Annotated in this window: 11 protein-coding genes; 4 read left to right on the top strand and 7 right to left on the bottom strand. The window is 64.6% G+C overall.

Going from position 1 to position 14,462, the window contains the following annotated elements; all coding sequences use genetic code 11:
* Position 1: 1 nt before the first annotated feature.
* The 4 genes from E8Q40_RS18845 to E8Q40_RS18830 form a co-directional block, all read right to left on the bottom strand.
* The gene (locus tag E8Q40_RS18845) at positions 2–1,219 is read right to left on the bottom strand and encodes a GGDEF domain-containing protein (RefSeq protein WP_137045985.1); all 1,218 of its coding nucleotides are present in this window, start codon (positions 1,217–1,219) and stop codon (positions 2–4) included.
* Positions 1,220–1,357: 138 nt separating this feature from the next.
* Positions 1,358–2,791, bottom strand: coding sequence for a pyruvate kinase (gene pyk, locus E8Q40_RS18840; RefSeq protein ID WP_137045984.1), 1,434 nt, complete (start codon positions 2,789–2,791; stop codon positions 1,358–1,360).
* A complete protein-coding gene (locus E8Q40_RS18835; protein ID WP_137045983.1) occupies positions 2,788–3,282 on the bottom strand; it encodes a DUF1036 domain-containing protein in 495 nt (164 codons plus the stop codon). The genes pyk and E8Q40_RS18835 overlap by 4 nt, the downstream gene beginning before the upstream one ends.
* A 115-nt stretch (positions 3,283–3,397) precedes the next feature.
* A complete protein-coding gene (locus E8Q40_RS18830) occupies positions 3,398–4,687 on the bottom strand; it encodes a glycerate kinase (protein WP_137045982.1) in 1,290 nt (429 codons plus the stop codon).
* A 192-nt stretch (positions 4,688–4,879) separates the two neighbouring features.
* Between E8Q40_RS18830 and E8Q40_RS18825 the strand changes: the two genes are divergently transcribed.
* The 4 genes from E8Q40_RS18825 (at position 4,880) to E8Q40_RS18810 (ending at position 8,437) form a co-directional block, all read left to right on the top strand.
* Complete coding sequence (locus E8Q40_RS18825) at positions 4,880–5,338, top strand: (2Fe-2S)-binding protein (RefSeq protein ID WP_137045981.1); 459 nt, start codon at positions 4,880–4,882, stop codon at positions 5,336–5,338.
* 4 nt (positions 5,339–5,342) lie between these two features.
* Positions 5,343–7,565, top strand: a complete 2,223-nt coding sequence (locus E8Q40_RS18820) for a molybdopterin cofactor-binding domain-containing protein (protein WP_137045980.1) — start codon at positions 5,343–5,345, stop codon at positions 7,563–7,565.
* Between the two features lie 117 nt (positions 7,566–7,682).
* The gene (locus E8Q40_RS18815) at positions 7,683–7,991 is read left to right on the top strand and encodes a DUF1244 domain-containing protein (protein ID WP_137045979.1); all 309 of its coding nucleotides are present in this window, start codon (positions 7,683–7,685) and stop codon (positions 7,989–7,991) included.
* Between the two features lie 170 nt (positions 7,992–8,161).
* On the top strand, positions 8,162–8,437 hold the full coding sequence (locus E8Q40_RS18810) for a DUF2312 domain-containing protein (protein ID WP_137045978.1): 276 nt from the start codon (positions 8,162–8,164) through the stop codon (positions 8,435–8,437).
* Between the two features lie 134 nt (positions 8,438–8,571).
* On the opposite strand, the gene E8Q40_RS18805 is transcribed toward E8Q40_RS18810, so the two are convergent.
* The 3 genes from E8Q40_RS18805 to E8Q40_RS18795 all read right to left on the bottom strand — a co-directional run bounded on the left by E8Q40_RS18805 (position 8,572) and on the right by E8Q40_RS18795 (position 14,309).
* Positions 8,572–10,140, bottom strand: coding sequence for a DUF882 domain-containing protein (locus tag E8Q40_RS18805; RefSeq protein ID WP_246662916.1), 1,569 nt, complete (start codon positions 10,138–10,140; stop codon positions 8,572–8,574).
* 344 nt (positions 10,141–10,484) lie between these two features.
* Positions 10,485–12,536, bottom strand: a complete 2,052-nt coding sequence (locus tag E8Q40_RS18800) for a murein L,D-transpeptidase (protein ID WP_168197911.1) — start codon at positions 12,534–12,536, stop codon at positions 10,485–10,487.
* Between the two features lie 228 nt (positions 12,537–12,764).
* The gene (locus E8Q40_RS18795; RefSeq protein WP_137045975.1) at positions 12,765–14,309 is read right to left on the bottom strand and encodes a sigma-54 dependent transcriptional regulator; all 1,545 of its coding nucleotides are present in this window, start codon (positions 14,307–14,309) and stop codon (positions 12,765–12,767) included.
* Between the last annotated feature and the right edge of the window lie 153 nt (positions 14,310–14,462).

The following is a 14,462-nucleotide window of genomic DNA, read 5'->3' as shown; positions in this document are numbered from 1 at the left end:
TTCAGGCCGCGGCCACCGCTGCGTCCGCCAATGCGGTGCGGCCGCGCAGGCGCTGCAGCGCGGCGACGTTGGCCGTCACGGAGGCCATGCAGCAGCGGCACTTGCCCTGCGACTTGGCCTCGTACAGCGCGGCATCGGCTGTGGCTAGAAGTGCTTCGATCGACTCGCCGTGCTCCGGCGCCATGGCAATGCCGATGCTCAGGCCAATGTTGGCGGTGGCACCGTCGCCGAGATCGTAGGACGAGGACACCTCGGTAATCAGCGTTTCGGCGAGCGCCAGAGTTTCGGCTTCGTCGCGATCGTCTACCAGCATTACGAATTCGTCGCCGCCGATACGCGCGGCAATATCGTCAGCGCCTAACATCTGGCGCAAACGTTCGGCGACCAGCTTGAGCAATGTATCGCCCGCCGCATGGCCGTAGGTATCGTTGACCGCCTTGAACCCGTCGAGGTCGATGAACAGCAACGAGAGCGAACGGCCGCTGTCGCGCGCGGCGGTGAGCCTGGCATTGGCCACGTTCACCAGGCCGTGCCGGTTCGACAGGCCGGTGAGGGAGTCGTGGCGCGCACGATGATCGTTCTCGCGCTCGGCCAGCATGCTGGTGACCAGCATCTTGTTGAGCCGGAAAGCGCCCGCCGACATGGCGAAGAAATACATCGGCGCCTGGATGAACACGATGAAATACAGCGCTTCGCCGGAGAGCGCTGCGCCGGCCAGGCTTGGTCCGATGCTGGTCAGGATCATTGCAGACGCAAGTCGCGGTGCGCCGAAATTGCGCAGGCAGATGCCGCCGACCATGGCGGCGCCAGACAGGCAGGCGGCGCTGGCGATCAGCCATTCGCCGCTCGCCATGGTGGTCAGGACGCCGTAGCCGACGCCGCAGCTCCAGGCCAGCCCAAGCATCAGATAGAGATCGGTGGGGGTTCTGCGGCCTTCGAGCGCCGCCCGCCGCGCGATCATCAGCACGATGAGTCGCATAGCGCAGATGATGACTTCGAAGACGAGCCAGGCGATGAACACCGGCTTTTGCGTTTTCAGCGCAATCGCCCCGGCCACCGCAATGACATTCACGGCGCCACCGAAGAACACCGGCAGGCCGCTGAACAGACTGGCAATGAGCGCCTGACGGATATCGTCCGGAATGCCGGGGCCCGCATCGACCAGCCAGCGGGTCACGCGCCACCTCGGCAAGCTGTAGACCCTGACGTCGCTCTGCATTCCTGTCCCCGTTCCGGGCCCTAAAGACACCTTGGGGCTTAACAACGGCTTTACGGTTCTATCCGCGCGCGGTCGTGCTTGCCGAACAGTTAAATCAGGTAAATCAAATCGGCTGGCGGCTAGAACAGTTCAAATGCCTCAATCGGTGCTGTCGTCGGCACCGACATAGGCGATTCGCAGCATGTTGGTCGCGCCTGGCGTGCCGAGCGGGACGCCGGCGACGACGATGACGCGCTGGCCGGTCTTGGCGAAGCCTTCCCGGAAGGCGATGCGGCAGGCGCGGTCGACCATGTCGTCCTGGTCGTGGGCGTCTTCCGTGACGACGCAGTGCACGCCCCACACCACGGACAGGCGGCGGCCGGTTTCCAACTTGGGCGACAGTGCCACGATGGGCGGCCGCGGACGTTCGCGCGCGACGCGCAAGGCGGTCGAGCCCGATGAGGTCCAGCAGATCACGGCGGCAAGGTCGAGCGTGTCGGCGATGTGACGCGCGGCATCGGCAATCGCGTCGGCGCCGGTTGACTCGGGTTTGGTGCGCTGCGCATTGATGATTTCGCGATAGGGCGCGTCGCTTTCCACCTGCGCCGCGATGCGGCTCATGGTCGTCACCGCTTCGAGCGGATACTGGCCGGCCGCGGATTCCGCCGACAGCATCACGGCGTCCGCGCCTTCGTAGATCGCGGTGGCGACGTCGGAGACTTCGGCGCGCGTCGGCACCGGCGAGGAGATCATCGACTCCAGCATCTGCGTCGCAACCACGACCGGCTTGCCGGTGGCGCGGCCGAGTCGCGTCATCTGCTTCTGCACGCCGGGCACTTTTTCGAGCGGCATTTCGACGCCAAGATCGCCGCGCGCCACCATCAGCGCATCGGCGATCTCGATGATCTCGCTCAGCCGCGCGACGGCCTGTGGCTTCTCAACCTTGACCATCACCAGCGCGCGGCCGCGCGTCAGCTTCTTGGCTTCGGCGACGTCTTCGGGGCGTTGCACGAAAGATAGAGCGAGCCAGTCGATACCGGCTTCCAGCGCTGCTTCGAGATCCGACAGATCCTTGGCGGTGAGCGCGGAGACCGGGATCGTCGTATCAGGAACGCTGACGCCCTTGCGATCCGCGAGCTTGCCCGCGACCTCGACGCGCGCGGTGATGCGGTCTGGCTCGGCCTTCGTCACGGTGAGACGCACCTTGCCGTCGTCGATGAGCAGCGTATGGCCCGGCTCCACGGCCGAGATAATTTCCGGATGCGGCAGATAAATGCGATCCGCGCCGCCGATGGCGGGATTGGAGTCGAGGACGACGGTGTCGCCTTTCCTCACCGCGATCGAGCCGCCCTCGATGGTGCCGAGGCGCAGCTTCGGGCCCTGGAGGTCGGCGAGGATGCCGATCGGACGGCCATTGTCCTCTTCGACCTGGCGGATCATGGCCACCAGCTCGCGCAGGCGCTCCTGGCTCGTATGGCTCATATTGATGCGAAAGACGTCGGCCCCGGCCTTGAACAGCGCGTCGATCATGTCCCGGGTCGATGAAGACGGCCCGAGCGTGGCCACGATCTTGGCGCGGCGGTGACGTCTCATCGGCGCAATCCTTCCCGGTTGAGATCAGGCGGCTGAGGCGGCATCGGCGGCGGGCCTGGTGTGCGCGGCGGCGGTCCTCCGCGCGGGAGCAACGGCCGGTCGACCGGCTGTTCGGCAGTGTCGGTTAGTTGGACCGTCCATGACCGCTGCTCCTGCGTATCGACTTCGAAGTACCCAGTGCGGTCGTAGCCGCGCGCCAGACAATTCTCGGTGCCGCGGATGGTGAATTCCTTTTCGCGCGAGCACATGAAGGCATGGCCAGACCATTCGCCGCCGCGGTCATAATCGACCGCGTAAATGTAATAGTAACGCGCGACAAGCGTACCACGCAAAAGCGTATCGCAGCTGCGCGCCGAGATGTTCCACCAGCCTTCGGTGATCCAGCCTTCGGCGTCCTTGTAACCGATGGCGACGCCAACGCGGCTGCCGGTGTTGTTGCAGAGCCGGAAATCGGCGCGCGCGGGCTCGGCCATGGCGATAGCGAAGGCCATCAGCGCCGGCAGCAGGACAGCGGCAAGGCGAAGAGCGCGGCATCTGGTGAGTGAAAAGAGCAAAGCGATCACGGTGCCGGCGGGGTCGGACGATTCGTGTTTGTAAAGCAGACCGTCATGGCGTGTCGACGACGATCGCGCGGAAGTCGTTGACGTTGGTGAAGGTAGGGCCCGGTTCGAGCAGGTCGCCGAGGCGAGCGAAAAATTCAGTAGAGTTATTATCGGCCAGAAACGCGGCGGGATCGAGGCCAATTGCTTTAGCACGGGACGCAGTGTCGCCATCGACCAGGGCCCCCGCGGGGTCCGCGGCAGAACCGCCACCTCCATCTGTGCCATCTGTATCGCCGGCGATCGCGGCTACACCGGTCATTCCAGTCAAAGGCGCCACCAGCGCCAGCGCATATTCCTGGTTGGGGCCGCCGCGGCCCTTGCCGCGCATGGTCACGGTGAGCTCGCCGCCCGAGACGATGACGGCTCGCCGACCCTGGGCGCGCAGGTCGTGCGCCATGGCCGCATGCGCGGCGGCCACCTCGCGGGCCTCGCCCTCGACGTCAGCCCCGAGCGAGATGCACTCATAGCCCGCGGCCACGATAGCCTTCTCGGCCGCATCGAGCGCATCGGCCGGCCGCGCCGCGAGTGTATAGGACGAATGCGCCAGCTTCGGATCGCCGGGCTTGGGCGACTCGTTGGCGGGATCGTTCAGCGCCTGCGTGACCGACGCCGGCAGGTCGAGTTTGTATTTGGCGACGATGGCGCGCGCATCGGCGAGCGTCGTCGGATCGGGCACCGTGGGGCCGGAGCCGATCGCGGAGGGATCGTCGCCCGGCACGTCGGAAATGGCGATGGTGATCACCTTGGCCGGAAAGGCATGCGCCGCCAGGCGCCCGCCCTTGATGCGGGAGAGATGCTTGCGCACCGTGTTGATCTCGCCGATATGCGCGCCGCAGCGCAGCAAAGCGCGCGTCACTGCCTGTTTGTCGGCAAACGAAATTCCGTCGGCCGGCGCAATCCAGTTGGCGGAGGCGCCGCCCGACATCAGCACCAGCACGACATCGTCGGCGCCTGCGCTGCCGGCGAGTTCGAGCGCGCGCGCCGCGCCCTTGAGCCCGGCTTCGTCGGGGACGGGGTGTCCCGCCTCGATCATCGTCACCACACGGGTGGGCCGGCCATAGCCGTGCCGCGCCACGGCAACGCCAGCGAGCCGGTCGGTGGGCAACTTGAGCGTGTCGAGATAGTGCCGCTCGGCGGTTTCGACCATGGAGCCGGCGGCCTTGCCGGCGGCGAGCAGGACGATGCGGCCTTTCGGCGGCGTGGGCAGGAGCGCCGGCAGGAACGACGACGGGTGGGCGGCCTCGACCGCCGCGCGAAACAATCCTGTGAGAAAAGGTCGCAGCCCGTCACTCATCAATTCTTTTCCTACCTGACCGTCACCGAATACCGTCTATAATTTGTCCAGTTCTAACAAGACAGTATGGACGCATCGTCGAACTTTGGTCGCCAGGCGTGGCGCTAACCAGGCTCGATGAAGGCTCCGGCTGAAACGAACGCGGAAAAACCGCGCCCCTGGTCATAAGACATTCCTCGAGGGAGGGAACTGATGGCGGCAATTTCGTTCACAATCAACGGAAAATCGGCAAGCGTTGAAGCCGAGCCGGACACGGCTCTGCTCTGGGTTGTAAGAGAACATCTCGAACTGACCGGCACCAAATTCGGCTGCGGTTCGGGCCTGTGCGGCGCCTGCACGGTTCATGTCGATGGCAAGCCACTCCGCTCCTGCCAGATTGCCGTGTCAAAGGTCGCCGGTCGCAATGTGACGACGATCGAAGGCCTGTCGCCGAACGGCCAGCATCCGCTGCAGAAGGCCTGGGTCGCCGAGCAAGTGCCGCAATGCGGTTACTGCCAGTCGGGTCAGATCATGCAGGCCGCGGCTTTACTCGCGACCAATAAACAACCGAGCCGCGAGCAGATTGTCGAACACATGGACGGCAACATTTGTCGCTGCGGCACCTATCCGCGCATCGTCAAAGCCATCCAGCGTGCGGCGAAGGAGGCCTGAAGCCATGACCATCGCAGTCAAGGACGGGTTCGTCGACACCCGTATGAGCCGCCGCGGTTTCGTGGCCGGCACCGTCGGTCTCAGTTTTGCGTTCACGCTCGGCGGTCTCGGCCGTGGCGGTGAGGCGCGCGGCGCCACCCAGCCGACGAAGTTCAATGCCTTCGTCAGCATCGCTGAAGACAACACTATCACGATCGTCTGCCCGAGCGCCGAAATGGGGCAGGGCGTCTATACGTCGTTGCCGCTCATTCTCGCCGAAGAACTGGATGCTGACTGGTCGAAAGTCAAAACCGAATTCGCGCCGGCCAATCCGAAGGTCTACGGCAATCCGCATCATCTGTTCGAGGGCGCGCAAATCACCGCGGCGAGCGTCTCGGTGCCCGGTTATTTCACGCCGCTGCGTGTCGCCGGCGCGCAAGCCCGCAAAGTGCTGATCGATGCCTGCGCGGCGCAATGGAAGGTGCCGGCTTCAGAGCTCACCACGGAGAGCTCGATGGTCATCCATCGCGCGTCCGGCAAGCGTATGAGCTATGGCGACGTGGTCAAAATTGCCACGGTCCCGGCCGAACTGCCGAAGATCGGCGAAGGCGACCTGAAGAAGCCGTCGGAGTTCAAGCTGATCGGCCGCAAGGATATCGGCCGCAGCGATGTGCCGCTGAAGGCGACCGGCAAGGCGCAATACGGCATCGACGTGCGCGTTCCGGGCATGGTCTATGCATCGATCCTGCAGTCGCCGATGGAAGGCGCCAAGCCCAAGGAGGTCAACACCAATGACGTCATGAAGGTGAAAGGCGTCAGCAAGGTGCTGCCGCTGCCGTTCGGCGTCGCCGTTATCGCCGATACGGTGGAGGCTACACGCAAGGCGATCGATGCCTTGAAGGTGACCTGGGATACCTCGGGCGCGGTCGCCGCTAAGTTCGACAGCGAGAAGGCGAAGGCCGACTATGCCGCCAAGGGCAAGGATCCGTCGACCGAAACCAAGGTCGAGTATCAGGCCGGCGACGTGAAGGCGGGTCTTTCCGGCGCGGTCAAGACCATCGAGGCAGCCTATTGGTCGGAATACACCTACCATGCGCAGATGGAGCCGATGAATGCCGTGGCGCAAGTGTCGGAGGACGGCAAGTCCGCCGATGTCTGGACCGGCACGCAGTTCGGTGCGCTCGCCGGCTTCATCCTGTCCGGCATTCTCAAGACGACACCGGACAAGATCCGCATTCACCAGCAATTCCTCGGCGGCGGCTATGGCCGGCGCATCTGGCCCGATGCGGCGATCCAGGCGACCATCCTCTCTAATATCGTCAAAAAGCCGGTCAAGCTGATCCTCACCCGCGAGGAAGACGTCGCCGCGGCGCGGCCGCGCCCGATGACGCATCACGCCATGAAGGCCGGCCTCGACGCCAAGGGCAATATCGTCGGCTGGCATCATCGTCTGGTGTCGGAGAACGTCGATGCCGTTGCCTCACCGCCACGTTTCAAGGCGACCGGCGGCAAGGACTATATCGGTGCGCGTGGGCTCGATCAGGCGTTCTATGCGATCCCGAACGTGCTCGCCGAATACGCCCGGGAAGAACGCGGCATGCGCGTTCATGCCTGGCGCGGCATCGGCTCGGGCTACAACAAGTTCGCGGCCGAAGCCTTCCTTGATGAGGTCGGGCAGGCGGCGGGTAAGGATCCGCTCGCGCTGCGGCTCGAACTGACCAAGGATCATCCACGCGCGCAGGCGGTGCTGAAGGCGGTGGTCGAGATGTCGGATTTCAGCCGCAAGCGGCCGGGGCACGGCCTCGGTATCGCCTTCTCCGATTATCACGGCACGTTCTCGGCCGGCGTGGCCGAGGTCTCGTTTGACGACAAGACCGGCAAGATCAAGGTTCATAATTACTGGATCGCGGTCGACCCCGGCATCGTCGTTCAACCGGATAATGTCCATGCCCAACTCGAGAGCGCCGTGGTTTACGGCCTGTCGGCGGCGCTGATCGAGGAGTTCGCGGTCAAGGACGGCGCCGTCCAGGCCTCGAATTTCGACAGCTATCCGGTGATGCGCATGAGCGACGTGCCGGAAATCCACACCCGCATCGTCGCGACAGACAATGCGCCGTCGGGGATGGGCGAGATCGGTGTCGTCACCGTGGCGCCGGCGATTGCCAACGCCATGTTCCAGCTCACCGGCAAGCGCCTGCGCCACCTGCCGATGACGCCGGACCGGGTGAAGGCGACGATGAAAACCTGATACCGCCACGCTTCACTAATGAACCCGCCGCGTTCCAGACCGGAATGCGGCGGGTTTTCTTATGGAAACGGCCGTCCGGCGCCCCTATCTTTGAAGAAACCGAGGAAAGGCCGTTCCATGAGCGCTGAATTCGATGAAAAGACCCGCACCGAGCTCGAAGCCGCCGTGTACCGCCGCCTGGTCGAGCATTTGCGCCAGCGGACCGACGTGCAGAACATCGACCTGATGAATCTGGCCGGCTTTTGCCGCAACTGCCTGTCGAACTGGATGAAGGACGCCGCCGATGCTACGGGCGTACCGCTGTCCAAGGACGAAGCCCGAGAGATCGTCTATGGCGAGCCCTACGAGCAATGGCGCGCCAAGCACCAGAAAGAGGCTTCGGCCGACCAGAAAGCGGCGTTCGAAAAGTCCAGACCGCAGCACTAAAAAAGTCCGTTCCATGACACGGCGCCGATCCGGCGTGTGGACAACGTGGATGACCCCTCCGCCGCCTTGATTTTGCGCGGCCGGAATCCGAAACCTTGCCTCCTGAGACGTTGCTGAAGCCCGCCTTGCTGGGGCGGCTGCCGAACGTGCATTTGAAGGAGTTACTGGTAATGGCGATGCCCGCAGAGCCCGATAAGGACGAAGTCTCGCACCGCTTCGCCAAGGACCAGCTCAAGTCGATCATCGAGCGTATCGAGCGGCTGGAAGAAGAGAAGAAGGCGACTTCGGACGATATCAAGGATGTCTACGCCGAGGCCAAGTCGAACGGTTTCGACGCCAAGGCGCTGCGCACCATCGTGCGCCTGCGTAAGCAGGACGCCAATGAGCGCCGCGAGCAGGAAGAGATCCTCGAGACCTACATGCACGCCCTCGGGATGCTGCAGTAGAGGCTTCGCCAAGGCATTCTCAGACTGTCATCGCCCGCGAACGCGGGCGATCCAGTACCCTCAGAGACACATGTGATTACTGGATGCCCCGCTTTCGCGGGGCATGACGACGGATTGGTGCGCGAACTGCCGAGTTACCTCAGCGACGCCGTCGTCTGCGACACGAAGGTCGCCGTCGCGAGGAAGCTCACGGCGCGGCCGGTGAAAGTGTGCGTCACCAGGCCGAGGCCCGGATCAGCCGAGAAGCCCATCATCACCGCCTGAGCCGGCTTGTGCAGCAGATGACCGAACTGGCTCATGTCGCGCGCACCCATGTGAGTCGCGGTCATGTACCCTGAGAGATCGGGCGCCAGTATCGCCGCACGCACCCACGGGCTGTCGGTGCGGCCGCCGCCGCCGGTGAGCGCGGGTGCCACGAATTGCGCAGCGCTGGCGCCAGTCGACGCCGCGGCGATCATCGCCGCCGGCGGCGCGGCCGGAATATTGGCGCCCATCGGTGGCGCCTTGGCGGGGCGCGGCTGCGGCAATCGTGTGGCGGCGCGCGCCGGCTCGGCGGCATAGGCAAGCGCATCGGTCGACGCCGTGGTCATGGTATCGGCGAAGGTGAACGGCGATTGCGCCACCGCCGGCGCCAGATCGCCGCTCGCGACCGCATTGGTCCAAATCCCCGCAGCCGGCGCGATCACATTTGGCGCGGCAGGGGCCGGCTCGGCGGCGGCGACCGCGACCGGTTTCGGCCGCGACGATGGCAACGGCACGATCGTCGTTGTTTCGATGAGCTTCGGCTTCACATTGGCACTGGTACCGGCGCTGGCGAGCGTGACCTTCGCCGGCGTGGGCTCGGCGGCCTGCGCGTCATCCGACCGTTCCTCCGCGGTGGCGGATCGGGCGAACAAAGCGGCCAGCAAATTGCGCGGCTTTTTGACCGTGTCGCTGCGCGCCTCGGTGATGCCGGCCTCGCGTGCCTGCGCCATGATCACGCCGGACGGCGCATTGCCCTGGCGCTGCACGTCGGCGAGCGCCAGCGCGTAGCCGGCGAGTGGCTGGCCATCGGACGGGATGTGCACCGTGCGCTCGTCGGGGAACACCTTGACCAGCTGGTCGCGCGTCATGCGCGGCCAGTGGCGGATCGAGCCGGTGTCGAGATGCACGAATGGCGAACCGGAGGTCGGATAAAAGCCGACGCCGCCGCGCTGCAGGCGCAGGCCGACTTCGCGGATCTTGGCGAGCGGCACGCCGGGGATTTCAAAATCGATGGCGTGGCCGGTGGTGTGGTTCGAGTTCTCGGCGACTCCGCTCGAGCGCGCGCGCAGCATATTGTTGGTACCGGGGGAGCGATAGGCGGAGATGATCTCGATCGGCTCCCTGCCGCCGACCTCGCGATAGACCTGCCAGAGGATATCGAACAGCTCCGGGTCCATCTTGACGTCTTCGTCCTTGCGCCAGTCGCGCAGGAACCAGTTGAGCTTCTTTAGCGCCGCCTCGTCGTAACGGCCGTTGCGCTTGAAGGTGACGGTGATGGCCTCGCGCGTATGCAGGTGCAGGAAGGAGAGGGTGCGGCTGTCGCCCTCGGCCGCGGCCGGCTGCAGCGCATAGGCCGCGCCAAGCACCATGGTACCGGCGAGCGTGGCAACCAGGCCAAGCCTGCTGCTCAGGCGCCGATTGAAAAGGGATTTATGGCGAGAGACGCCGCGTACCGACACTGACACAATCCAAGAACTTCGTCCGACAGCCATCGGTACGCCCGGTTCAAGCGGCCGTGCTGACGGCCGTCAGTGTTGGCGGGATTGGTTAATCATCCCTTGTCGCGGGCGAAGATCCCCCGTGCGGCAAAGTGGTTAAGGGGGAAAATTGTCGAAATAAGGTCGGTATCGGAGGGAACTCGGGGGGCGGCATCAGTCATTCCGGGGCGCGTGCCAGCACAGCGCTTACCCCGGTTCTCGACGCGCGATGGCACGCGAGCCCGGAATCCATAACCCCGGTGCTGCGGTGTATGGATTCCGGGCCCGCGCGCTTCGCGCCCGGCCCGGAATGACGGGCTGCCGTCCTACCTGAAAATCTTCTCGAAGAACGAGAACGGGTTGCCGGCCTCGCGGCGCTCGACGCGGCTGAGGATTTCCTGGTTGCTCTTGAGCGTCGACAGATCGCGGGTCTTGTCCTGCGGCGGCGCGACGTCGGCAACGCGGCGCTCATCGCTCGTCATGATGGCGTGGATGCGCTTGTCGAAGCCGTAGATGTCGTCGCGCACCTGCAGTTTGCCGTCGTCGTCGACGAAAGCGGACTGATAGGTCAGGTGGACCATCGGCCGGTTGACCATCTTGAAGATCTTCTCCTCTTGGCCGACCAGGCGCTCGATCTGCGGCTGCGTCGGCGTCGGGCCCGGGATCGCCATCGCCAGCATCACCTCGCCCAACTTGGTCGGGTTCTCGACGCGCATGCAGCCGTGGCTGTAGGCGCGCTTGTCGGCGGCGAACAGCCGCTTCTCCGGCGTGTCGTGCAGGTAGACCTGGTACTTGTTGGGGAAGTTGAACTTGATGCGGCCGAGCGCATTGGCCATGCCGGGCGGCTGCACCACATTGATGTGGCCGTCCGGACCGCGCTTCACCTCTAAGCCCATGCGGTCGAAGATGTTCGGGTCGCTGGCATATTGCGGCAGCAATTCGTTCTGGATGATCGACTGCGGCACGTACCAGGACGGGTTGACGACGACATTGTCCATCGCGGCCGTGAGCAGCGGCGTCGGCGTCTGCGGCTTGCCGACGACGATCCTGGTGCGCCAGACGACGTTGTTGTCGCGCACGGCCTTGAGCGTGAAGTCGGGCACGTTGACCATCACGTAATTGGCGCCGAGGTTGCGCGGCAGCCAGCGCCAGCGCTCCATGTTGGCCATCACGGTCTGGATCTGCTGCTGCTGCGACGGGCCGTTGATGGCGGCGATGGTGCGGTTGTCGATCACGCCGGTCGGCTTGATGTCGGCGCGGGCCTGCACGTTCTTGATCGCGTTGAACAAGGCCTTGTCATAGACGAGTTCATTGGCCTTCGGATCTTCCGCCGGCAGCTTCACCACTTTGATGCGGCCGGTGCGCTGGTCGCGCACCTGCACGGTCCGCGGGCCCTGCGCGGAGAGCCGTACATGGAGCCGTTCGCGCAACATCGGCACGCGCGCATCCTTGTCGCCGGGCTTGATCGCGGGACCGGTCGCGATGCGCTCATTGGCATCGGCGCGGGCGCCGCCGTCGCGCATGTCGGCGAGCTTGCGCTTGAGCGCCTTGTAGGCCTGGTGTGGCGGCTCGAAAGAGTCGAAGGCGGCATTGGCATCGCGGGCGTCGGCGAGCTTGCGCAGCAACTCGGCATTGTCGACATCGCGCTTGCCGTAATCGACTTCGGCAGTGACGCGCGTCGGCGCGATGCGGCCGAGCGAGAGATGGCGCGCATAATCGAGCGCCGCCAGCGTGAGCTTATAATCGGCGGCGGCAAGCTGATCGGCGCTGCCGGCCTGGGCGAAATCCGGAACGGCATAGTCAGAGGGTTCGAGCGCGTCGGCTTGCGCGTTCTTCATGCGCAGGATCGCCGACTTGGCGCTGGCGGTGAGGCGGCCATCGCGGATCCACATCGGCGCGTAGTTGCGCGAGGCGTAGAAGCTCTCGACTGCGCGGCGTTCGCCGTCGGCCTTGTCGGACTTCTTGCCGGCCATCGCGGCGCGCAGCTTGTCGGCGATCTGCGCGTCCGTCGCGCCGAAGAACTTGTCGAGCGTCGCCGTGACGAAATTGCCGTCGCCGCGCGGCGCTTCGGCGCGGGCGGGCTCGGCCTCGGGCCGTGGAGTTTCCACACGCACCGGCTCTGTGCGAACGGGTTCTTGCCGCACTTGTTCCTGCCGCGGTGCTTCGCGGCGAACTTCGGGCGGCATGGGCACCGGCGCCGGTTCGGCGCGCTCCGGCATCGGCTCGGGGCGGCGCTGGATGATGCGCACGCCGTTGATCGAGGGCGGCAGCGGTGCGACCTGACGGATGCTGTCGGGCGTGGCGAAAGACGGCGCCGTTGCCGTAACGAGCGCCAGCATTGTGCCGGCCGTCAAACGCTCGAGCCTGGTTTTACGCATCACGCTTTTCACTCCACACCACACGGCTTTCGTTATCACGATGCATCGAATGCGATGCGTCCCGTTAACCGAAAGCCTGCCGGTCTCTCCGGCAAGGGCAATATAGATCGAGTTTTGTCGGCGCATTATGCGACCGAACGGCGCGCGTTACGAAATGAAATCGGCGTGTGGCCGCCGCTTACCTTGCATCAAAGTGAACGCGGCGCGCGATCGCTAAAATTTTAATGATTAACCGGCGTCGACCGTTTCGTCGCTCGGCGCGATGCTCGTTTCATCCTGCATTTGCAGGCTTTCAAGCTTGCGATAGAGAGTCGATCGTCCGATTTTGAGACGACGCGCCACTTCCGACATCTGCCCGCGATAATGCTCGATGGCAAAGCGGATCACTTCGCGCTCGATGTCCTCGAGCGGTTTCACGTCGTTGTGATCGTCGGTTAACGACAGCACTGGTTGGGTCTGCGTCATAGCTGAACGATTAAGACGCAGCATGCGCTCCTGCAAGCTGATGCTGCCATCAACGTAAACGCCGTCATGATTCATTAACGGTACGGTGTCGGGCGCGGCATGAACGTTGACTATCGTCGTGTCGTTGTGCACGCCGGCGAGTTGCGGGAATTCGCCGACACCGATCGTGTCGCCATCGGCCATGACGACGGCACGATAAACCGCGTTCTCGAGCTGGCGTACATTGCCTGGCCAGCGATAGGCGGTGAGTGCGGCAAGCGTCGCCGCGTCGAAGCCGCGGATGCGCTTGCCTTGCTCGGCGGCGATCCGCGTCACGAAGTGACGCGCCAGCGCCTCGATGTCCTCCGGCCGCTGCCGTAGCGGAGGAATGGTGATCGGGAAAACATGCAGGCGATAAAACAGGTCTTCACGGAAGCGCCCGGCCTTCACCTCGGCGATGAGGTCGCGATTGGTGGCGGAGATGATGCGCACATCGACCTTCACGGCCTTGCGCGAGCCGACGGGCTCGACTTCGCTCTCCTGAAGGGCACGCAGCAGCTTCACCTGCGCGGCCAGCGGCAGTTCGCCAACCTCGTCGAGAAAGAGCGTGCCGCCGTCGGCCTCGACGAACTTGCCGGTGTGTTTCTCGGTGGCGCCGGTGAAGGCGCCTTTCTCGTGACCGAACAGGATCGACTCGATCAGATGCTCGGGAAGCGCGCCGCAATTGACGGCGACGAAGGGTCTGGCTCGGCGTTCGCCCGAGCCGTGAATGGCACGGGCCATCAGTTCTTTGCCGACGCCGCTTTCGCCTTCGAGTAGCACCGGGATGTCGGAGGTCGCGGTTTTCTCTGCCGCCTTCAGGACCGGCGTCATCGCCGGCGAGCGGGTAATGACGTCGGCGAGGCTCAAGGTGCCGTCGCGGCTGCGCTTCACGCGCTGTAATTCGCCGGCGAGCGCACGGGTGGCGAGCGCATTGCGCAACGAGACTTCGAGGCGTTCGGGACTGGCCGGTTTGACGACGAAATCGGTGGCGCCTGCGCGCATCGCCGAGACGACATTGTCGATGCCGCCATGAGCGGTTTGCACGATGACCGGAACATCGAGGCCGACCTGCCGCATCCGCGAAAGGACGCCGAGGCCGTCCAGGTCGGGCATGACAAGATCGAGAATGACGCAATCGACCGGCTGCGCGGTCTCGCCGGTCAGCACACGCAAGGCCGCATCGCCGCCCTCGGCGGTCATCGGCCGGTAGCCGAAACGCTGCACCATCGCTTCGAGCAGGCGACGCTGGACCGGATCGTCGTCGACGATCAACACGACTTGCGACATGACTCGTCCTTAGAACGCACCGTCCCGCGCTAACGCGACTCAGGCTGTGCCGATTTGGCGCAGTATTGGGAGGCAGCCTTAAGGGGTTCTTAAATGGCTTAGGCCGGCGAGGGCGCCCTGCCGACAGGGTGAAAAAGAGGAAAAAATCGTGCC

It is taken from the genome of Pseudolabrys sp. FHR47 (assembly GCF_005153485.1).
Lineage (GTDB): Bacteria > Pseudomonadota > Alphaproteobacteria > Rhizobiales > Xanthobacteraceae > Pseudolabrys.
This window is presented reverse-complemented; position numbering and strand designations above follow the sequence as displayed.